The following is a 19,546-nucleotide window of genomic DNA, read 5'->3' on the forward strand; positions in this document are numbered from 1 at the left end:
TACGTCCCCCCCCCCCCCCCCCCCCCCCCCCCCCCCCCCCCCCCCCCCCCCCCCCCCCCCCCCCCCCCCCCCGCGGCCGTGGCGCGATTCGCGCGCGGATTGGCCGGATTCGCGGCCATGCGGCGCTGGCCGGCGCGCGGGCAGGCCGCAACAATGAAAGCGCTCATTTCGAGCGCTTTTTTTCATCACGGATACGGAGTGACGCCATGAATGTGTCGACTGCGCACGCGGCCGAGCGCGTGGGCCCCGCCTTTTCGGCGGATGGCATGCTGCTCGCCCGCGAGCAAACCCGTCGCGCGATCCACGATATCGCGAGCCGCGTCGCGCCCGGCATGCGCGAGGAGGAGGCGGTGACGATGGCGAAGCAGCGCCTGGCCGAAGCCGGCATGACGCTGAGCTGGCATCCGACCCGCGTGCGCTTCGGCCGCAATACGCTCAAGCCGATGAAGCGGTCGTCCGAACCGGGCGTCGTGCTGCGCGACGGCGATCTGTTCTTCATCGACATCGCGCCGCGCGTGGGCGCGTGGGAGGGCGACGGCGGCGCGAGCTTCGTGGCCGGCGCGCACGCGGAGCATGCGCGCTGCGCGGCGGATGCGGAGCGCCTGTTCCATGACGTGCGCGGGGTGTGGGCGAGCCGCGGGCTCAGCGGGCAGGCGCTGTATGCCTATGCGGCGGAGACGGCGCGCAAGATGGGGTGGGACTTGAATCTCGACTTGCCCGGCCATCGGGTCGCCGATTTTCCGCACGCGGCGCTGCATACGGGCGCGCTTGCGGACCTCGACGTCGCGCCGTCGGCGCTGCGGTGGATCCTGGAGGTTCATTTGCTCGATCCGGCGCGCCGCTTCGGCGCGTTCTTCGAGGACATGCTGCTGGACGACACGTACTACGCGTGACGGCGGGGCGGCGCGCGCCGGAACCGGCGAACGCGAGGCATGGCTTCGTGAAGGCCGTGCGCGCGTGAACGACCGTGCAGGGAAGCGTCATCAGCCCGCGCGGGAGCGCGCGCAGCGCATGCGCGGCCTTCGCGACACGCGCTGCGCGCTTCGTTGCCCGGCGCGATATCGCTGCGGCACCCGGGAGCCGTCGGCAGCGTGCCGAGCCACGCGCTCTCGTGACCAGGGGGCGACGAGCGGCGGTAAGTTTTCTGTACGCAATATGTAATATGACCAACACATCAAATTAATTTGATGTCCTACTTTGTGGGCGTGTCGGCGGTCGGCAATTCAAAGGCGCACCGGTACGGCCTGCGTCGAGCATATGCGGACTTCGTTGAACGTGACGGTTTCCCGTGATGGCTCATGACGTTCAGGCGGGTCGGTCGGCAACGCCGGGAGAAAAATTGTCGGGTAGAAAAAGACCGCGTGAGGACTGCTTGAATTCTTGACGCGTGGTTGATCCTGGATGCTTGAGCGACGTCATCCCAAGAATGAAAGCGCCGATCATTGACGATGAATCGTGGATGCTGATTGAGCAGGATTTCCGAGCCGCCTATTATGAACAACAGACCCAATTTCAAGAGAAGGCGCGTCGTGATGGCAGCCGGGCTGACTGCATCGGGCGTCGCAACCGCCGCCCTGCTCGGAACGGCACAGGGCAATGCGCAGCGTGGCGGAACCGCATCGCAGAACCCGGGCGGAGGGATTCCGGAGCAGGGCGATTCGATCCGAGGCGTTTTTTCGCCGGTCGTGAATTGGCCGTTCATTCCGATTCACGCGGTGATGACCAAGGACGGCCGCGTTCTGACCTACGGCAGCACCAAGCAGGGATTTCAGTCGGGGATGTTCTTCTACGATGTGTGGTCCCCCTTCCTGGGCACGGGTCCAGGTGCGCATCAGACGTTGCCGAACACGACCCAGGTCGATCTTTTCTGCAGCTCGCAACTCAATCTGGCCGACGGCACGGTCGGCATTTTTGGCGGCGACGTCACGGTCGGGACCAGCGACGGCACCGGCTACTCGACCAACGCCGCCACCAATTCATCGATCACGATCTACAACCCGGCCGCGTCGGATGCGAAGCAGCAGCTGCTCAAGCAGAACAGCGCGATGCTGCTGCCCAGGTGGTATTCCACCGCGACGGTATTGCCGAACAACGAAATCTATCTGCAGGGCGGCACGGGCGGCAATAGCTATCCCGAGATCCGGGGCGTGCCGGACGGCGCGCATCGCCTGCTGAACGGCGCTTATACAGGCGGTTACGACGACTGGTATCCGCGCAACTTCGTCGGTCCGAACGGCAAGATCTTCGGCAAATCCGGCGCGAGGTTCTTCGAGGTCGACACCCGAGGAAACGGCTCCGTCCGGACGTTGAACAGCGCGGCGCCTTACAACCCGTTTGCCGCCGGCAGCCGCGGCGAGGCGGTCGTGATGTTCGCCCCGGGCCGGATCCTGGTGGTCGGCACGGGCGGCGACGCCCGTACCGCCAGCGTGATCGACATCAACCGGATGGAGGCGTCGGGCTCCGGGGCGTCGTCGACGCCGAGCGTCGTTCCGACCGTCGTGTCGACGTCGAAGCTGAAGCGCCCGCGGACCTGGGGACATGCGACCGTGCTGCCGAACGGCCAGGTGTTCGTCAACGGGGGATCGCTGGGGTACAACGAGCTGGCGACGAGCAGCTATACCTCCGAGCTTTACGAGCCCGCGACCAATACCTGGACGGACGGCGCCGTCGCGGCGCATTCGCGGATGTATCACGCCACCTCGTTGCTGCTGGCCGACGGCACCGTGCTGACGGGCGGCGGCGGGGCCAGTACGCCGACCTATCCCGGCCCCGAGTTTCCCGCCAACACCCATGCGGAGATCTACTATCCGCCCTACCTGTTCAACGCGGACGGCACGCGCGCGACGCGCCCGGCGATCGATTCGGCGCCGCTGACGGCAACGGCCGGCGGCGTGCTCACGCTGACGTCGGCCGACGCCGGCTCGATCAAACGCATCACGCTGGTGAAGACCGGGTCGACGACGCATTCGTTCAACATGGAGCAGCGCTTCATCGAGCTGGCGTTCGTGCAGCAGGGCGTGAAGCTGGATGCGGCCTTGACCAACGACAGGCATCAGTTCACACCGGGCATGTACATGGTTTTCGTGATCAACGCGAACGGCGTGCCGTCCGAGGCGAGCCTCGTGCGGATCGATCCGAGCCCGACGCTCGCCGCGACGGCAACCCGGACGCTGCGCATCATGCCCTTGGGCGACGCGCTGACGTACGGCTATATCAATCTGCCGGGGACGAACTACTCGGGTTATCGCGCGCCTTTGCAGGAATTGCTGGCGCAGAAGACGCTCAACTATCAGTTCGTCGGTTCGATCTATCCGGGCAACGGCGTCTACGGCATCGATACTCATCACGAAGGTCATCCGGGCATGCTGATCGGCGACATGACGGCGTACGCCGGGAATTGGGTGAGAACCGCGAAGCCCGGCTTTGTCCTGTTGCAAATGGGTTTCACCGACATGCTGACCAACTACCAGGTCGACACCGCGCCGGCGAGGCTGGGGAAGCTCGTGGATACGATTCGCGCGGCCGCGCCCGGCGTGAAGATCGTCTTGTCGACGCTCGCGCCGACCCCGGATGCGGCAACGCAAGCCCGCATCGGCCGGTTCAATGCCCAGGTGGTCGGCTTGGCGAACAGCGCAGCGGCGCAATATGGGGATGTGTTCCTGGTCGACGCCGCCACGCTGGTTCCCAAGATCGGGGTGGACTACTACGACGCGCTCTATCCCAACGACGCCGGCCACCGGAAACTCGCGGGCATCTGGCTGGACGGCATCGTGCGCGCCTTGCAATCGACCTCGGCGTCGAAACCCGCGTGAGACCGCAGCGACGAGCCCGGCGATGTCGTCCGCCGTCCTCGGCGAACGGCCTGGACGGCGTGCGTCCGGCGCGTTTTCCAACCCGGATACTTTGGAACAGGACCATCATGCGTGCGATCTCGATACTATTCGCGGCGAGTATCGGCTGTGCCTCAGGTGCGCAGGCGAGCGAGCTTCAGGCGCAGGCGCCGGCAACGAAGGGGGAGGCGCCCGTTGCCCCGGACGCTGTCCGGCGGGATCGCGCGATCGTGGAGATCAAGAAGCGTTTCAATGCGGCCGCGGACCCGATCACGCATCGCATGACGTTGATGCAGGCCCGGCAGAACGGGTGGAACGGTATTGCCGAACATTTCAGTGAAATCGATCAATCCGGGAGCGGCTCGGTCAGTTTCGACGACGTTGCCCAATACCTCAGAAATCGGCGGCATCCAGCGTTCGCCAATTGATACGCCGCTCCCTGTCGAGCCGCGCCGCGTCGCCGATCCTGAGAGGGGCGGCGCGGTGAGCGTTGAAATCGCTCCATAGCGGCCATCGGTTCGCGCGTGAACGACCGCGCGCGGAATAGCCGCCGGCCCGCCCGGGGACGCGCGCGGCGCATGCGTGGCCTTCGCGACCGGCGCCTCGGCCCGATTCGCCGGTGTCTCGCGCCCAAGCGCCGCCTGCTGCGCGCCGGCTTGCCCCGCGCGACATCCCCGCGGCGTCCGGAATACGTCGGCGGCGTGCCGGGTCGCGCCCGCTCCTGCTTCCTTGTCGCCGATCAACCGCGGGTTGACGGCGCCGCGACCGGGCGTCCGTCCCGGCTCCGGGTTCCCGGCCCGCCCACCCGCCGCCGCCCTCCCTCGGGCGGGTTCGATCCAGCTTGTCAGCGCCGGGCGTGCTCCGTACACTCGCGCCTGACTTTTCGGCCGGCGCGCCGCGCGCCGGCGTTCCCGACCCGGCAGACCACTGGAGATCCCGCGATGGCCGATTCCTATTTCCCGCGCTGGCGCTTGCAGGCGCGCGGCGACGCGCACCGCGTCGTCGGCCCCGACGAGCGCCTGTCCTGGCCGCAGATGGTGGCGATGGGCGTGCAGCACGTGGTCGCGATGTTCGGTTCGACCGTGCTCGCGCCGCTGCTGATGGGCTTCGACCCGAATCTGTGCATCTTCATGTCCGGCGTCGGCACGCTGTTGTTCTTCGTGCTCGTGGGCGGGCGCGTGCCCAGCTACCTCGGCTCCAGCTTCGCGTTCATCGGCCTCGTGATCGCGGTGACGGGCTACGGCGGGTCCGGCCCGAACCTCGCGATTCCGGTCGCGCTCGGCGGGATCATCGCGTGCGGCGTGGTCTACATGGCGATCGGCCTGATCGTGTCGGCGCTCGGCACCCGCTGGATCGAAACGCTGATGCCGCCCGTCGTCACCGGCGCGATCGTCGCGGTGATCGGCCTCAATCTCGCCCCGGTCGCGGTCAAGGGCGTGAGCGGCTCGAGCTTCGATTCGACGATGGCGCTCGTCACCGTGCTGTGCGTGGGCGGCGTCGCGGTGTTCGCACGCGGCATGCTGCAGCGCCTCCTGATCCTGGTCGGCCTCGCGATCGCCTACCTGATCTATACGGTGACCACCAACGGCTTCGGGCTCGGCAAGCCGATCGACTTCTCGATCGTCGCGCACGCCGCCTGGTTCGGCGTGCCGCATTTCACCGCGCCGGTGTTCGATCCGCGCGCGATGCTGCTGCTCGCGCCGATCGCGGTGATCCTGGTCGCCGAGAATCTCGGCCACCTGAAGGCGGTCGGCGCGATGACGGGGCACAGCCTCGACCGCTACGTCGGCCGCGCGTTCATCGGCGACGGGCTCGCGACCATCGTGTCGGGCAGCGTCGGCGGCACGGGCGTGACGACCTACGCCGAGAACATCGGCGTGATGGCGGTCACGCGCATCTACTCGACGCTGGTGTTCGTGGTCGCCGCGCTGATCGCGATCGTGCTCGGCTTCTCGCCGAAGTTCGGCGCGGTGATCCAGACGATTCCGGGCCCGGTGCTGGGCGGCGTGTCGATCGTCGTGTTCGGCCTGATCGCGGTCACCGGCGCGCGCATCTGGGTGGTCAACAAGGTCGATTTCTCGGACAACCGCAACCTGATCGTCGCCGCGGTCACGCTGGTGCTCGGCGCGGGCGACTTCTCGCTGAAGTTCGGCGGCTTCGCGCTTGGCGGGATCGGCACCGCGACGTTCGGCGCGATCCTGCTGTACGCGCTGCTGCGCAGGGAAAAGGAGCCCGGCCCGGTGCTGTGAGCGCGGGCCGCCTCAGGTGCTCGCCGCCTGCGCTTCGAGCCACGCGCAGAAGCGGCTGACGAGCGGCTCGTCGGCCAGCTCGCGCCGCGCGATCCACCAGTAGCTGCGGGTCGCGATGCGCGGCCCGTCGAGCGGCGTGACGAGCCGGCCGCCCGCCAGTTCGTCGGCGATCATCGGCAGCGGGCCGAGCGCCACGCCAAGTCCGTCCACCGCCGCCTGCAGCGCGAGATAGAAGTGGTCGAACGACTGCTTCTTGCGGCCCTTCATCGGCACGCCGGCGGCGGCGAACCAGTCGCGCCACGCCTCGGGGCGCGTGTCGGAATGCAGCAGCACGTGGCGCGCGAGATCCTGCGCGTTCGCGATCGGCGCGCGCTTGAGCAGCGCGGGGCTGCACACCGGAATCACGCTTTCGTCGAGAAACCGCCCGCTCGCGCAGTTCGGCCAGCGCGCCGGGCCGCGCCGGATCGCGACGTCGAACGCGTCGAGCGCGGCCGGCGGCGCGTTCGAGGTCGACAGCTTCAGCTCCACGTTGGGCGCTTCGCGCTGAAAGCGGCTCAGGCGCGGCAGCAGCCATTTCATCGCGAAGGTCGGCAACGCATTGATGCGCAGCACGCGCGTCTCGCCGGTGCGGCGCAGCTGCTCGGTCGCGCTCTCGAGATTGTCGAAGGCCATCTCGACCGCGGCGAGATAGCGGCGGCCTTCGTCGGTGAGCGACACGCGCCTGCCGTGGCGATGGAACACCGGCTTGCCGAGCCAGCTCTCGAACGCGGCGATCTGCCGGCTGATGGCGCCGTGAGTCACATGCAGCTCGTCGCCGGCGGCGCTGAAGCTTTCATGTCTTGCGGCGGCCTCGAAGGCGCGCAGCGCGGGGAATGGGGGCAGGACGCGGGTCATGCTTGTGATTCTAGATCACAAGGCGGCGTCGAAATAATCGTTTTGCCGCGTGCGCGAAGCGGCGTAATCTCGGTGCCGGACGATTACCGAGGACTCCCATGCAAGTGCCTTCTTCCGATGCGCGCGCCGGCCGCCGCCCCGTCGGCTGCGCCGAACTCTTCATCGGGTTTCTCAGCCTCGGCCTGATGTCGTTCGGCGGCGCGCTGCCGTTTGCGCGCCGCACGATCGTCGAGGAGCGCCGCTGGCTCAGCGCGGACGAATTCACCGACCTGCTCGGCCTGTGCCAGTTCCTGCCCGGCGGCAACGTGATCAACCTGTCGGTGGCGGTCGGCATGCGCTTTCGCGGCGTGCCGGGCGCGCTCGCGGGGCTGCTCGGCCTGATCGCCGGCCCCACCCTGGTGGTCGTCGGGCTCGGCGTGCTGTATGCGAAGACCCAGAGCGATCCGCGCGTGCAGCACCTGTTCGGCGGCCTGGCCGCCGCGGCCGCCGGCCTGCTGATCGCGATGGCCGTGAAGGTCGTGAAGCCGCTGCGCCGTGCGCGCGCCGGCGCGTGCGTCGCGGCGCTCGCGTTCGCGGCGATCGCGCTGCTGCGCCTGCCGCTCCTCACCACGATGCTCGTGCTCACGCCGCTCAGCATCTGGCTCGCGGCGCGCCGCGACGCGGCGGGAGCGGCGCGATGAACGCCACCTTGCTCGCGCTCGCGCATATCTTCACCGAGCTGTCGCTGCTCGCGTTCGGCGGCGGCAATACGATCCTGCCGGAGATGCAGCGGCAGGTGGTCGACGTGCACGGCTGGATGAGCGCGCAGGAATTCACCGCGCTGTTCGCGCTCGCGCAGGCCGCGCCCGGACCGAACATGATGATCGTGCCGCTGGTCGGCTGGCATGTCGCGGGCTGGCCCGGGCTCTTCGTGTCGTCGCTCGCGAAGTTCGGGCCGTCGTCGCTCGTGACGATCGGCGCGCTGCACGCATGGGAGCGCTTCAAGGACCGGCCGTGGCGGCGCTACGTGCAGCTCGGCATGATGCCCGTGACGGCGGGGCTCGTGGCGGCGAGCGCGGCCCTGATCACCGAGGCCTCGAATCGCAGTGCGGTGCAGTGGGGCATCACCGCGCTGTGCGCCGCGCTCGCCTACCGCACGCGGATCCATCCGCTGTGGCTGCTCGCGGGCGGCGCGCTCGTCGGCCTGCTGGCCGGCCTGATCGGTTGAGCGCGAGGCGCCGGGAAACGCCCGCGCAATGAAAGGCGATGCCGGGCGTGCTTGCGCTGCGCTAACGTATCGCGCCCCACAGCATGGTGGTGCCCGCGGACAGCATCACGAGGTCGAGCAGCGTATGGAACGCGTTGACCGACAGGCGTTGCAGCACCGCCTTGCCGACGGAAATGCCGGCCGACAGCGACAGCCCGACCAGCACGCCCTTGGCCACGACGTCGAGCGGCAGGCCGCCCAGCTGCTCGAACGCGGCGAGCTTGCCGGCGTACACCACGAGCGAGGCGGCGGCTTCGGTGGCGAGCAGGCCGCCCTTGACGAGGCCGTACGCGGAGAAGATCGGCAGCGTCAGCGGGCCGGTCGAGAACACGATGCCCGTCAGGTAGCCGACCAGCGCACCCGCGATGAACAGCTGCCAGGCCGTGAGCGTGACGTGGCGCCGGCTGGCGAAGCGCCGATAGGGAATCATCGCGAGGAAGAACACCCCGAGCGCGCAGTCCACCCACTGCGGCTTGAGCATCCACAGCGTATGCGCGCCGAGCGCGGCCGCCGGCGCGGCGGCCGCCGCGTAGACGAGGCAGGCGCGCCAGGCGATGTCCCGCCGCCAGACGTAGACGCGCGAGACATTGCCGAGCACGGCGGCGATCGCCATGATCGGAATCGCCTGCCGCGGACCGAAATAGAACACCAGCGGCGGCAGCAACATGATCGATGCGCCGGTCCCGATCACGCCGCTGACGACGCCCGCGGTGACGCCGATGAGCACGATGAGCAGGTAGGGCAGCAGCATGGGGATTGCCTCGTCGAATACGCGCCGTGACGCGGGAGCCGGCCGGCCATACTAGCCAATCGACGCGTGACGCTGCGTGATAAAATTTCGCTCGTCCGTGACTTTTCAGAAAGCTCCTCCGACATGGCCGAACTTCCTCCGCTGGCCGCGATACGGACGTTCCTGGTGGCGTGTCGCGCGGGCAGCTTCTCGGCGGCCGCCGACGAGCTGTGCGTGACGCACAGCGCGGTCAGCCGGCAAATCCAGACCCTCGAATCCCGGCTCGGCCTGCGTCTGTTCGAGAAAGACGGGCAGCGGATGGTGCCGACCGTGCACGCGCGGGCCTTCGCGCAGGAACTGGACGGCGCGTTCGACGCGCTCACCGACATCGTCGAGCGCTATGGCAAGGGGCGCGCGCGGCAGGTGCTGCGCGTCAGCGTGCCGACCACCTTCGGCATGCGCTGGCTGATTCCGCGCCTCGTCACGTTCCGCGTCGACCATCCCGACGCCACGATCCAGGTCCTCACCGTCACGACCCAGCAGCAGCCGAACGGCGGCCACTGCGACGTCGCGATCCGCCGCGAGGACCTGCTCTTCAATCCCGCCTCCGCCGTCCGCTTCCTGAGCGACCACCACACGGTGATCGCGTCGCCGTCGCTGCTGGCGGAGCGCCCGCTGCGCCACCCCGCCGACCTGATCGACCATACGCTGCTCGAAACGGAGACCCGTCCGCGCCACTGGGACGACTGGTTCGCGGCGGCGCAGCTCGACGGGCAACGCTTCGCGAACCGGCTGCGCTTCGATCATTTCCACGTGACCTTCCAGGGAGTCGTCGACGAACTCGGCGTGGGCATCGGTCCCGTCGTCACGCTGAGCCGCGACATCGCGAGCGGCCGCATCGTCGCGCCGTTCGACGCGATCCGCGTCGCGCATCACGATTACTACGCGATCACGCCGATCGGCATCCAGAAGACCGTGCTGCACCGTCGCTTCGAGGACTGGCTCGTCGCGAACGGCGCGGCATGACGCATGCGCCTCACGCCGCGAGCGACGGCCCGAGGGTGTCCCACGGCAGCGAATAGGTCTTCAGGTTGGTGAAGTTCTTGAGCGCCTCCTGCATGCCCTCCTTGCCGCCGAGCCCCGAATCCTTGACGCCGCCGAACGGCGTGCTCTCGAGCCGGAAGCCGGGCACTTCCCAGACGTTGACGGTGCCGACGTCGAGATTGCCGATCAGGCGCGTGATGTAGTCGAGACGGTTCGTGCAGACGCCGGACGACAGGCCGTAGCGCGTGCTGTTCGCGATCGCGATCGCCTCGTCGAGTCCCGAGAACGGAATGACGGGCGAGACCGGGCCGAAGGTTTCCTGCTGGACCAGGGGCAGGTCGGGCGCGACCCGATCGAGCACGGTCGGCGCGTAGGCCGCGCCGTCGCGCCGGTGCCCGGTCAACACGCGGGCGCCCGCCGCGACGGCGTCGTTGACGCGCGCCTCGCATTCGCGCGCGGCCGCTTCGTCGATCAGCGTGCCGATGTCGACGGTCTCGTCGAGCGGGTCGCCGATCTTCCAGCCGGCGCTGTGCTCGACCAGCAGCGCGGTGAAGCGGGCCGCCACGGTGCGCTCGACGAGGATGCGCTTGACCGCCGTGCAACGCTGGCCCGAGTTCTTGTAGGAGCCCTTGGCGGCCAGCCGCGCCGCGCGTTCGAGGTCGGCGTCCTCCATCACGATCAGCGGATCGTTGCCGCCCAGCTCGAGCACGGTGCGCCGGTAGCCCGCCTGGCTCGCGATCCGCTTGCCGACCGCGACGCTGCCGGTGAAGGCGACCACCTCGACATACTCGTTGGCGAGGAACTCGGCGCCCACCTCCGCCGGTGCGCCGACCACGACGTCGAACATCGGCTCCGGCAGGCCCGCGTCGCGCAGCAGGTCGAGCAGGTACAGCGCGGACAGCGGCGTCTTTTCCGAGGGCTTCACCACGATCCGATTGTTCGACGCGATGGCCGGACAGATCTTGTGCGCGACCTGGTTCATCGGATGGTTGAACGGCGTGATCGCCGCGATCACGCCGCGCAGCGGCTCGCGCACCGTGAAGATCTTGCGCCGCTCGGACGCGCTCGCGTGGTCGCACGAGAACGTCTGGCTGTCGTCGCGGTTCAGCTCGGTGATGGCCGCCTGCATCACGCCGATCACGCGCTCCACTTCATACAGCGTGTCCTTGACGCACAGGCCGGATTCGAGCGTGATGAGGCGCGCGGCGTCGCGCTGCTCCGCGTGCAGCAGCTGGATCGCCCGCTCGAAGATCGCGATCCGCGCGTGCCGGCTCAAGCCGCTCGTGAAGCCGTGCGCGCGCGCGAGCCGGCCGCGGATCTCGTCGATGCCGTCGAGCGGCAGTTCGGCCAGGAGCGCGCCGTCGTACGGATGACGGACCGCGAGCGGGCGGCGCGCGGCGGGCGACGTGCGGCGGTCGAGCGCGCGCGCGACGCGGCGCAGCGCCGGGTTGGGATGAGCAATCATGGGGCCTCGATGGAATGGGGGGAGCGGCCGTTCACAGCGGGCGCGCGGGATCCGCCTGGACCTGGGTGCGCCACATCAACCGCCGCGCCGCTTCGTCGAACGCGTCGCGCCGGTGCATCGTGCAGCGGTTGTCCCAGATCATGATGTCGCCGACCTCCCAGCGCTGGCTCCAGGTCATGCCGTCGAGCCGGGTGTAGCGCCACAGCTCGTCGAGCAGCGCCTCCGATTCGGCGACCGGCAGGCCGACCACGTAGGCGTTCAGCCGCCGCCCGAGATACAGGTACGGGCGCATCGTGACGGGATGGACGCGCACGAGCGGATGGACCGATCCGGGGCAGGTCGTGACGTCCACCACCGAGTCGAAGCCGTAGCGCAGCTCGCCGACCGCCGTGTAGCTGCGGTCGTGCTTGATCGACAGGCGCTCGATGCGGCTGCGCAAGGCCGGCGGCAGGGCCTCGTAGACCCGGTACATGTTCATGAACTCGGTGTTGCCGCCGGACGCGGGAACCTCGATCGCGTACAGGATGCTGGCGATGGGCGGCACGTCGGTGTAGCACATGTCGGTATGCCAGTACGCTTCCTTCGCGCCCAGGTGGCCGATCGCCTCGCCGTTCTCCTTGATGTTCGAGACGATCATCAGCTCGGGCAGATCCTCGCGCGAGGTCAGCTTGCGTTCCTGATTCAGCGCGCGCTCGGGCGTGCCGAGGATCCGGCTGAACTCGACGAAGGCGGCCATGTCGAGCCGCTGCTGCCGGAGCCGGCAGATGCCGCCCGCGTGCCAGGCGTCGACCAGGGTGCGCGCGGCCTCGGGATCGCGCGGAAAGTGCGTGCCGAAGCCGTAGATCTCGCTACCGAGTGCATTGGACAGCTGCTTGTATGCGATCGTCTTGCGGATGGGGGTGTCGATCATCGTGAACTCCCTGGCTGGAAAGGAATTGCATGAAATGCTGCTTGTTCTCGACGGGCGCGGTGCGCGGCCGGCCGAGATCGCTTCGGTAGCCCGGCCGGCACAGCGCCTCGATGAACGCGCTCTCGTGCGCGTCGTTCGCATGCCGCAGCGCGGCGGCCAGCTCGGCCGGCGTGGCGGCGGTCCGGCTGAACGCATAGCCGCACGCGCCGGCGATGTGCGCGAGCCGCAGGCGCGCGGCCAGCGTGGGCTGGGCCCCCACCGAGTCGTGCACGCCGTTGTTGATCACCACGTGGGTCAGGTTCGGCGCGCCCGCGCAGTACGCGAGGCCGCCCATGTGCATCAGCAGCGCGCCGTCGCCGTCGATGCAGACCACCGGCTGGTCCGGCCGCGCCAGCGCGATGCCCGTCGCGATCTGCGACGCATGGCCCATGCCGCCGACCGTGAGGAAGTCGCGCGCGTGCGACTGGCCGAGCCGCTCGCGCAGTTCGTACAGCTCGCGCGACGCCATGCCGGTGGTCGCGACGATCGCCGCGTCGGCGCCGATCTCGTCGACGATCAGCGCGATCGCCTGCTCGCGCGTCATGCGCGGATCGATGGCCTGGTGCGGCGCGCGCGCGCGAGGCGGCGCGGGGTCGAAGGCATCCTTGCGGACCACCAGCGCGACCGGGCGCGACTGCTGCCGCGCGTCTTCCAGCAGACGCCGGATCGCGGCCGGATCGTCATGCGCGCCGTCGAGCACCAGGTAGGGAATCGACAGCGTATCGAGCAGCGCCAACGTGATCCGGCCTTGCTGGCGATGCTGGGGTTCGTCGTGCGTCTGCGTGCCGTCGGCGGCCAGTTCGGCGCGCCAGCCGACGATCAGCACGAGCGGAACGCCGTACACCGCCGGGTCGGCGAGCGACACGAGCGGATTGATCGCATTGCCGAGCCCGGAGTTCTGCAGATAGACCGCGGCCAGCTCGCCGGTGGCGAGATGGTGGCCGATCGCGAGGCCGATCGCGCCGCCCTCGCTGGCCGCGATCAGGTGGCGCAACGGGGCGCATGCTTCGTTCAGCTGATTGCACAGGGGTTTCAGCAGGGAATCGGGCACGCCGACGGCGAGGCTCACCCGGGCCTCGACCAGCGCCCCGATCAGGAGATGTGGGCTCATGTCAGGCGGTTCCGGGAACGAGCTTCAGGATTTCGTTGATGGGCAGGCAGTGCGGCTCGACCTCGAGGGTCCGGCCGTGGGCGAGGATGCCTTCCGCCACCGAGAGCATGGCCGGGTAGGCCGCGCGCAGCAGGTGGTTGGCATAGATGACGACGCTGAAGTGGCGGGCCAGCTCCGCGAACGAAATGGCGTTGAAGCTGGTCGGGACGCAGACCAGGTATGCGCGTTGCCCGAGTGCGCGAAAGCGCTCGGCGAACTCGATGACCTCGTCGGCGCTGGTGCGGCGGCTGTGAATCATGATGCCGTCCGCGCCCGCCTCGCAGTAGGCGACGGCGCGTTCGAGCGCATCCTGCATGCCCTTGTCGAGGATCAGGCTCTCGATGCGGGCGATGATCTGAAAATCGCGGGTGATCTGCGCGGCCTTGCCGATCCGGATCTTGTCGCAGAAGTTGTCGATCGAATCCTGGTACTGGATGACCTCGTTGCCGAGCAGCGAGTTCTTCTTCAGCCCGGTCTTGTCCTCGATGATGACGGCCGACACGCCCGCGCGTTCCAGCAGTTGAACATTCAGCGAGAAATGCTCCGGCTTGCCGCCGGTATCGCCGTCGATGATCAAGGGCTTGGTCGTGACGTCGAAGATGTGCTGAATGTTGGACAGGCGATTCGAGATGTCGAGGATCTCGATGTCGGGCAGGCCGCGCAGCGTCGAATCGGTCAGCGAACTGGACCAGAAGCCGTCGAATTCGATGCGGTTCCCACCCGTGGCCACGTAGACGTTTTCGCTGATCACGGCGGACAGCGGACTGTGACTTTCGATGAAGCGCAAGGGGCGGCCGTGCTCCAGCAGATCCTTGAACGATCGTCGTCTCTGTTCGTTGGTAATGGTGATATTGGCTGATTCTCGGATTGGCATAATTGAACCCCTGGTTTCTAATTGCTTGTCTGGGTCGATTTCTAATTTTTGTTGTTTGTCAATTTTGTGACGATGCAATTCGCGGATACGTGATAAAAACTCACACTTCTGTGTCCGGATGGAAAGGCGGGGGAAAGATTGTGAAAAGGGCGTGATCGACCGCGCGTCGGGATGCGGGCGATGGGGGCGGGTCGGCGGATGCGCCCCGTGGCGCGGACGCGCGGCCGACCCGGCGGACGGAGATGGCGGCCGTCGGGATGTCGATCAGGCGTGCGGAAAGCGGGGATCGAAATAGGTGCGGGGGATTGTTTAGAGTTATCTTCCGGTTAAATTCCGTTTGATTTGGCGGTTTTTATTGTTGTGTGAAGCCGGCTGAATCGTTTCGATTGGAATGTTTAATTCGAGGTGCGGGCCGGGAAACGATTTACTCGATAAATACACATTCCCGGAGCAAAAGATTTCGGCAAGACGCGTTGCGGGGCGGCCGACCCTGCGGCAAGCCGGGTTGATCTCTCCGGTGTTGCGCCAATGGGGAGGCCGAGGCAAAACCGATACGCGACGACGAGCCGTGGTCGCCGATCCAGGCGCTGCTGCCGGGCGGGGACGTTTCGCATGCCTGCGCCGCTTCAGGCGACTGCGCAAGCGGTTCGAACGCTTGGCGGACAGGGCGTCCGCCAGGCGTTCACGAGAATCGCGTGCTCCCTCTGTTGGCGGCCCCGCCGCCGCTCATTGCGCCCGCGCGTCGCCGTTGACGAGCCCGAGCAGCCTGCCGCGCTCCGCGTCGAGGCCGGCATCCCGCGCGGGCCAATCGAGCACATAGCCCGCGTCGAGCGAATGGCGGACGATGGTCGCGTAATCGGCCTTGTCGAGCTTGCCCGCGCGCACCGCATGCGCGACTTCGTCCTGGAGCCTCGGCGAGAAATCCGGATAGGCGGCGACGAGCGCCGCATACTGGCGCGCGTCGATCTCGCCCGATTCGCGCAGGCATGCCCAGCCGACCACGAGCACGATCGCGAGGAACGGAATGGCGGTGTAGCGCAGGAAGAACTTGGCGGGCGTCATGGCAGGGTCCAACGGTGAGTCGACGGCGGGAACGGCGGAGGCGGCCGGGTATACTGCACGGCGCCCCCGCTCCGCATGCCGGCCTCATTATAGAGGCGCACGCCCGGGGGGCGTCCCGCCGCGCGGTCCGCCGCGACGCGCACGATGCGGCGTGCGCGCCGCGCGCCGCGCGCATCCGGCCGCCGCGCCGGTCGAGCTTCCCGCCGCACCTGGAGTCTGTCGTCTCATGGATCTGGACGCCGCGAGCCGCAACCTGACGGTCGCATCGCTGTTGACGCTGTCGGGCGGATTTCTCGACGCCTATACCTATGTCGGCCACGGCCACGTGTTCGCGAACACGATGACCGGCAACGTCGCGCTGCTCGGCATCAACCTGTCCGCGGGCAACTGGGCGCAGGCGCTGCATCATGTGCCGCCCCTCGTCGCGTTCGTGATCGCGGTGCTGGTCGCGCACCTGCTCGGCCTCGCCGCGCAGAAGGGCTGGCTCAGGCACACCGCGTTCGTCTGCCTCGTCGGCGAGATCGTGTTCCTCGCGCTCGCCTCGAGCGGCGTCGTCGCGATGTCGAGCGCATGGCTGATCCCGGGCATTTCCTTCGTCGCGACCCTGCAGACGCTGTCGTTCACGCACCTCGAAAACCTGTCGTACACGTCGGTGATGACGACCGGCAACCTGCGGCGCTCCGCGCAGAAGCTGTTCGTCGGGCTGATCCCGCGCTACGACGCGGGCGCGCTGCACGATTCGGGGCTGCTCGCCATCATCAGCGCGTGCTTTCTCGGCGGCGCGGTGCTCGGCGGCCTGCTGACGCGCGGCTTCGGCGACAGCGCGCTGTGGGGCGCGGTGGCGCTGCTCGCCGCGGCCTTCGCGGAGATCGTGCGGCGCGCGCGCCGGCGCGTCGCGACGCCCGACTAGCGCGGTCGTTGCACATCAACGACAGATCCGCACGTTCCCGCGATGACTATTTTTTTCATGCTGGCGGCTGGCCTTATGATGCTCGGCTGGTTGCGCACGCGATTCCCGCGCCGACGGCGCGTGACGGCGGCCGCGACCGGAGACGGAGACAGACACAACTAACAAAAGGAACGCTGATGAAGCAGACCAAGAAAATGGTGGGGCTGGTTGGGGGACTGACGCTGGCGATGGCCGGCCAGCATGCGCTGGCGCAAAGCTCGGTGACCTTGTGGGGCGTGGCTGACGTGAGCCTGCGCTACCTGTCGAATTCCAATGCGAACAACGACGGCCGCGTCTTCATGACCAACGGCGCGATCACCAATTCGCGCTTCGGCCTGCACGGCACGGAGGATCTCGGCAGCGGCATGAAGGCGCTGTTCAACCTCGAAAGCGGCGTGAACCTGCAGGACGGCACGCAGTCGAGCGCGTCCCGCCTGTTCAACCGCGCGGCCTATGTCGGGCTGTCGAGCCAGTACGGCACGGTCACGCTGGGCCGCCAGAAGACGGTGCTGTTCGACCTGCTCAGCGACACCTTCGATCCGCTGACCGTCGGCAACTACAACGAGAACTCGTGGCTGCCGGGCGCGCTCGGCGCGGGCCTCTACGCGGACAACGCGGTCAAGTATCGCGGCACCTTCGGCGGCCTGACGATCGGCGCGATCTATTCGTTCGGCACCGATTCGACCAATACCGGGGTGAACGGCTTCTCGGGCCAGATTCCGGGCCACCTGGGCGCGGGCAACATGTACGGCTTTTCGCTGCAGTACGTGACGGGGCCGCTCAGCGTCGCCGCCGGCATGCAGCAGAACAGCGACAACTCGAACCGCAAGCAGACCATCTATCACGCGAACGTCGTCTATGCATTCAGCACCGTGAAGGTCTACGGCGGCTACCTGCATTCGAAGGACGACACGGGCTTCGTGAACATCGCGCTGTGGCAGCAGGGCGCCGCGCCCGGCATCAGCACGTTCAAGGGCACCGGCCGGATCGACGACGGCCCGTTCGCCGGCGTGAGCTGGCAGGTGAGCGCGCCGCTCACGCTGACGGGCGCGTTCTACTATGACCGCATGCGCAATGCGACGAACGCGTCGGGCCAGCTCGCCAACGGCAATCGCTATGCGATCGTCGCGCTCGCCGAGTACGCGCTGTCGAAGCGCACCGAGGTGTACGGCACGGTCGACTTCAACAAGGTGAACGGCGCGGCGACGGTGGAACTGCCGGGTCGCAGCAACCAGACGGGCGTCGCGATCGGTCTGCGCACGATCTTCTGAACGGGCGGCGCGGCTTGCCGCGCCGTGTGATGCGCCGACACCCCGGCGCCGGACGCGGTCCGGCGCCGGGGTGTTCGTTTATGCGGGGCGCGCGTTCATCTCGCCGCGAGCGCGGTGCTGCGCGCCTGCTGCGAGACCTGGGTGAGGATCTGGCTCGCCGCCGAGAAGCTCTCGTTCATGTAGATCTTCGGAAACGAGTGGCCGAGCGGATCGGTCAGCATGTGCAGGCCCAGCGAGAAGTTCGCGGGCAGCACGGTCTGCACGAGGCTCAGCCCCTTGATCACAGCGTCCGAGGACGAGGTCAGGTAGCTCGACCCGGGCAGCTGGTAGCGCGTCGCGTTGCCGACGTTCACCGTGCTGATGCGCCCTTGCGCGCGGTCGGGGCCGGTGATCAGCAGGTTGATCTCGAAGTTCGCGTACAGCGAGCCCTGCGAGTGGCCGACCAGCACGATCTTGCGGTTCTGCTGCAGGTAGGCGCGGTACTTGCTCAGGTGATCGGGCAGCTCGGGGATGTCGTTCTTCGTCAGGATGTCGATGTATTTCTGCTGGAGCGCCGCGTCCATGCCGCTCGAAGGCAAGCCGTTGCCGTCGACCGCGCGCCAGAAGTCCGACGGGCTCGATCCTTCCACCGCCTTCTGCTTGAACACCTGGTAAATGTCGCTGAAGGTGCCCTGCGTCGCGTTGTACGCGTTGCCATAGACGTAGGCGTTGCCGGTGTCGCGGGCGTTCATTTCGTTCTTCAATACCTGCAGGCTGGCGACCGCGTCGTCGAACGTGTTGTTGATGCCGTTGACGAATACGATCGCCGAGCCGGGCGCGGCGGCGGATGCCGCATGGAGCGGCGTCGGGCAGGACAGCGCGAGCAGCGAGCTGGCGAGGAAAGCGGCGGCGAACTTCTTCATGCGTGATCTCCTTCTGTGGTGGGGGAAGAATCAGTTCGGCAATGACGAAGGATCGAAGCTGCAGGCGCCCGGGCCGGGGTCGTCGAAGTACTGGCCGCCGGCGAGCGACTGGAAACGGAAGTAGGCGAGCGTGTCGGCCTCGGTGCCGAGCATCACGGCGCGCGTGTCGCGGATGCGGTCGAGCATCGCCTGCTGGTCGATGCCGGCCCGGCCCAGCACGCCCGAGGTCAGCGCGCACGCGATGCCTTTCGCGATCGCGTTGCCGGCCTCCTTGGCGTCGGCGCGGCTTTGCACGTTGTTGACGGCGAGGCTCCAGCCCGATGCGAGCTGGGTGAGCGCGGCGCGGGTCGACGCCGAGTCGGGGTAGTGGCTGGCGATGAAGTCGGTCACGCGCGGCGGCAGCGGGCGCGGCGGCGCGCCGGAGCGCGCGGGCGCGGCGGCGTCGACGCCGAAGCGGTTCGCGGCCGCGGCCTGCGCGGCCGCGGGCTCGGCGCGCGCGGCCGTCGGCGCCTCGGGGCGCGCGAGCAGGCGCGCGCCGGTCCATGCCAGGATCGCGGCGGCCAGCACGGCCGCTGCCTTGTATTGCCACCGCATGTCCCCTCCTTGTATCGCCGGTCGTGTTGTCGAGTGCCGGCTGTCACGGTCGGGGAGCCATCGAGCCCGCGCGTGGTGCACTAACCTTACGCGAATTCAATAAAGTGGAAAACCGAGGTGACACTCGAAACAGGCGCGCGCATTGATTGCACGAACGAGTGCGATGTCGCGCCTGAAGGAACGGGGACGTTACGGAGTGCGGGTGACAGGGCGGTGACAAGCGCGCACGTCGCGGGCGCATCGCGCGAGGCGGCTGCCGATACTTCGCATTGCTTGGGATCATCGCCGGGGCGGCGGCGCGCCCCGGCGGGGGTTGGGGGGCGTTAGGAGCGCCAAA

General features: G+C 68.0%; 18 protein-coding genes. 9 read left to right on the plus strand and 9 right to left on the minus strand.

Going from position 1 to position 19,546, the window contains the following annotated elements:
- Nucleotides 1-206 precede the first annotated feature (206 nt).
- From AC1RQF_RS11230 to AC1RQF_RS11245, 4 genes are all read left to right on the plus strand, one after another.
- The gene (locus AC1RQF_RS11230; protein WP_273999478.1) at nt 207-893 is read left to right on the plus strand and encodes a M24 family metallopeptidase; all 687 of its coding nucleotides are present in this window, start codon (nt 207-209) and stop codon (nt 891-893) included.
- A gap of 639 nt (nt 894-1,532) precedes the next feature.
- Nucleotides 1,533-3,812, plus strand: a complete 2,280-nt coding sequence (locus AC1RQF_RS11235; RefSeq protein WP_492872061.1) for a galactose oxidase-like domain-containing protein — start codon at nt 1,533-1,535, stop codon at nt 3,810-3,812.
- 107 nt (nt 3,813-3,919) lie between these two features.
- Nucleotides 3,920-4,258, plus strand: a complete 339-nt coding sequence (locus AC1RQF_RS11240) for a hypothetical protein (protein WP_273999475.1) — start codon at nt 3,920-3,922, stop codon at nt 4,256-4,258.
- A gap of 513 nt (nt 4,259-4,771) precedes the next feature.
- The gene (locus tag AC1RQF_RS11245) at nt 4,772-6,079 is read left to right on the plus strand and encodes a solute carrier family 23 protein (RefSeq protein ID WP_492872062.1); all 1,308 of its coding nucleotides are present in this window, start codon (nt 4,772-4,774) and stop codon (nt 6,077-6,079) included.
- 12 nt (nt 6,080-6,091) lie between these two features.
- Here AC1RQF_RS11245 and AC1RQF_RS11250 read toward each other — a convergent pair whose 3' ends face one another.
- The gene (locus AC1RQF_RS11250) at nt 6,092-6,973 is read right to left on the minus strand and encodes a transcriptional regulator GcvA (RefSeq protein ID WP_273999472.1); all 882 of its coding nucleotides are present in this window, start codon (nt 6,971-6,973) and stop codon (nt 6,092-6,094) included.
- Between the two features lie 98 nt (nt 6,974-7,071).
- On the opposite strand from AC1RQF_RS11250, the gene AC1RQF_RS11255 reads away from it, so the two are divergent.
- Together AC1RQF_RS11255 and AC1RQF_RS11260 are read left to right on the plus strand one after the other, a co-directional pair.
- Nucleotides 7,072-7,653, plus strand: a complete 582-nt coding sequence (locus AC1RQF_RS11255) for a chromate transporter (RefSeq protein WP_273999471.1) — start codon at nt 7,072-7,074, stop codon at nt 7,651-7,653.
- Nucleotides 7,650-8,180, plus strand: a complete 531-nt coding sequence (locus AC1RQF_RS11260; RefSeq protein ID WP_273999470.1) for a chromate transporter — start codon at nt 7,650-7,652, stop codon at nt 8,178-8,180. The genes AC1RQF_RS11255 and AC1RQF_RS11260 overlap by 4 nt, the downstream gene beginning before the upstream one ends.
- Nucleotides 8,181-8,241: 61 nt before the next feature.
- On the opposite strand, the gene AC1RQF_RS11265 is transcribed toward AC1RQF_RS11260, so the two are convergent.
- Entirely contained in the window at nt 8,242-8,970 is a 729-nt protein-coding gene (locus AC1RQF_RS11265) for a sulfite exporter TauE/SafE family protein (protein ID WP_273999469.1), read from the minus strand.
- A gap of 123 nt (nt 8,971-9,093) precedes the next feature.
- Between AC1RQF_RS11265 and AC1RQF_RS11270 the strand changes: the two genes are divergently transcribed.
- Entirely contained in the window at nt 9,094-9,975 is an 882-nt protein-coding gene (locus AC1RQF_RS11270) for a LysR substrate-binding domain-containing protein (RefSeq protein ID WP_273999467.1), read from the plus strand.
- 10 nt (nt 9,976-9,985) lie between these two features.
- On the opposite strand, the gene phnY is transcribed toward AC1RQF_RS11270, so the two are convergent.
- The 5 genes from phnY to AC1RQF_RS11295 all read right to left on the minus strand — a co-directional run bounded on the left by phnY (nt 9,986) and on the right by AC1RQF_RS11295 (nt 15,493).
- Nucleotides 9,986-11,458: a phosphonoacetaldehyde dehydrogenase gene (gene phnY / locus AC1RQF_RS11275; protein ID WP_273999465.1), complete on the minus strand. Its 1,473-nt coding sequence runs from the start codon at nt 11,456-11,458 to the stop codon at nt 9,986-9,988.
- Nucleotides 11,459-11,489: 31 nt separating this feature from the next.
- On the minus strand, nt 11,490-12,341 hold the full coding sequence (locus tag AC1RQF_RS11280; RefSeq protein ID WP_443111604.1) for a TauD/TfdA dioxygenase family protein: 852 nt from the start codon (nt 12,339-12,341) through the stop codon (nt 11,490-11,492).
- Nucleotides 12,307-13,518 carry a phosphonopyruvate decarboxylase gene (aepY, locus tag AC1RQF_RS11285; protein ID WP_273999462.1) on the minus strand — a complete coding sequence of 404 codons (1,212 nt, stop codon included), beginning with the start codon at nt 13,516-13,518 and terminating at the stop codon, nt 12,307-12,309. The genes AC1RQF_RS11280 and aepY overlap by 35 nt, the downstream gene beginning before the upstream one ends.
- 1 nt (nt 13,519) lies before the next feature.
- The gene (gene aepX / locus AC1RQF_RS11290) at nt 13,520-14,431 is read right to left on the minus strand and encodes a phosphoenolpyruvate mutase (RefSeq protein WP_274004398.1); all 912 of its coding nucleotides are present in this window, start codon (nt 14,429-14,431) and stop codon (nt 13,520-13,522) included.
- A gap of 726 nt (nt 14,432-15,157) precedes the next feature.
- The gene (locus AC1RQF_RS11295) at nt 15,158-15,493 is read right to left on the minus strand and encodes a hypothetical protein (protein WP_492872063.1); all 336 of its coding nucleotides are present in this window, start codon (nt 15,491-15,493) and stop codon (nt 15,158-15,160) included.
- A gap of 226 nt (nt 15,494-15,719) precedes the next feature.
- Here AC1RQF_RS11295 and AC1RQF_RS11300 point away from each other — a divergent pair, with 226 nt between their 5' ends.
- Together AC1RQF_RS11300 and AC1RQF_RS11305 are read left to right on the plus strand one after the other, a co-directional pair.
- Nucleotides 15,720-16,403: a YoaK family protein gene (locus AC1RQF_RS11300; protein WP_273999459.1), complete on the plus strand. Its 684-nt coding sequence runs from the start codon at nt 15,720-15,722 to the stop codon at nt 16,401-16,403.
- A gap of 176 nt (nt 16,404-16,579) precedes the next feature.
- Nucleotides 16,580-17,713 carry a porin gene (locus AC1RQF_RS11305; RefSeq protein WP_252985224.1) on the plus strand — a complete coding sequence of 378 codons (1,134 nt, stop codon included), beginning with the start codon at nt 16,580-16,582 and terminating at the stop codon, nt 17,711-17,713.
- A 95-nt stretch (nt 17,714-17,808) separates the two neighbouring features.
- Here AC1RQF_RS11305 and AC1RQF_RS11310 read toward each other — a convergent pair whose 3' ends face one another.
- Together AC1RQF_RS11310 and AC1RQF_RS11315 are read right to left on the minus strand one after the other, a co-directional pair.
- Complete coding sequence (locus AC1RQF_RS11310) at nt 17,809-18,615, minus strand: hypothetical protein (protein ID WP_273999457.1); 807 nt, start codon at nt 18,613-18,615, stop codon at nt 17,809-17,811.
- A 30-nt stretch (nt 18,616-18,645) separates the two neighbouring features.
- The gene (locus AC1RQF_RS11315) at nt 18,646-19,209 is read right to left on the minus strand and encodes a hypothetical protein (RefSeq protein WP_273999456.1); all 564 of its coding nucleotides are present in this window, start codon (nt 19,207-19,209) and stop codon (nt 18,646-18,648) included.
- Nucleotides 19,210-19,546 lie beyond the last annotated feature (337 nt).

It is taken from the genome of Burkholderia sp. GW821-FHT14F03 (assembly GCF_058803765.1).

Coding starts and splice junctions, on each gene's coding strand:
- AC1RQF_RS11230 (WP_273999478.1), top strand. CDS start 207: ATGAATGTGTCGACTGCGCACGCGGCCGAGCGCGTGGGCCCCGCCTTT.
- AC1RQF_RS11235 (WP_492872061.1), top strand. CDS start 1,533: ATGGCAGCCGGGCTGACTGCATCGGGCGTCGCAACCGCCGCCCTGCTC.
- AC1RQF_RS11240 (WP_273999475.1), top strand. CDS start 3,920: ATGCGTGCGATCTCGATACTATTCGCGGCGAGTATCGGCTGTGCCTCA.
- AC1RQF_RS11245 (WP_492872062.1), top strand. CDS start 4,772: ATGGCCGATTCCTATTTCCCGCGCTGGCGCTTGCAGGCGCGCGGCGAC.
- AC1RQF_RS11250 (WP_273999472.1), bottom strand. CDS start 6,973: ATGACCCGCGTCCTGCCCCCATTCCCCGCGCTGCGCGCCTTCGAGGCC.
- AC1RQF_RS11255 (WP_273999471.1), top strand. CDS start 7,072: ATGCAAGTGCCTTCTTCCGATGCGCGCGCCGGCCGCCGCCCCGTCGGC.
- AC1RQF_RS11260 (WP_273999470.1), top strand. CDS start 7,650: ATGAACGCCACCTTGCTCGCGCTCGCGCATATCTTCACCGAGCTGTCG.
- AC1RQF_RS11265 (WP_273999469.1), bottom strand. CDS start 8,970: ATGCTGCTGCCCTACCTGCTCATCGTGCTCATCGGCGTCACCGCGGGC.
- AC1RQF_RS11270 (WP_273999467.1), top strand. CDS start 9,094: ATGGCCGAACTTCCTCCGCTGGCCGCGATACGGACGTTCCTGGTGGCG.
- phnY (WP_273999465.1), bottom strand. CDS start 11,458: ATGATTGCTCATCCCAACCCGGCGCTGCGCCGCGTCGCGCGCGCGCTC.
- aepY (WP_273999462.1), bottom strand. CDS start 13,518: ATGAGCCCACATCTCCTGATCGGGGCGCTGGTCGAGGCCCGGGTGAGC.
- aepX (WP_274004398.1), bottom strand. CDS start 14,431: ATGCCAATCCGAGAATCAGCCAATATCACCATTACCAACGAACAGAGA.
- AC1RQF_RS11295 (WP_492872063.1), bottom strand. CDS start 15,493: ATGACGCCCGCCAAGTTCTTCCTGCGCTACACCGCCATTCCGTTCCTC.
- AC1RQF_RS11300 (WP_273999459.1), top strand. CDS start 15,720: ATGGATCTGGACGCCGCGAGCCGCAACCTGACGGTCGCATCGCTGTTG.
- AC1RQF_RS11305 (WP_252985224.1), top strand. CDS start 16,580: ATGAAGCAGACCAAGAAAATGGTGGGGCTGGTTGGGGGACTGACGCTG.
- AC1RQF_RS11310 (WP_273999457.1), bottom strand. CDS start 18,615: ATGAAGAAGTTCGCCGCCGCTTTCCTCGCCAGCTCGCTGCTCGCGCTG.
- AC1RQF_RS11315 (WP_273999456.1), bottom strand. CDS start 19,209: ATGCGGTGGCAATACAAGGCAGCGGCCGTGCTGGCCGCCGCGATCCTG.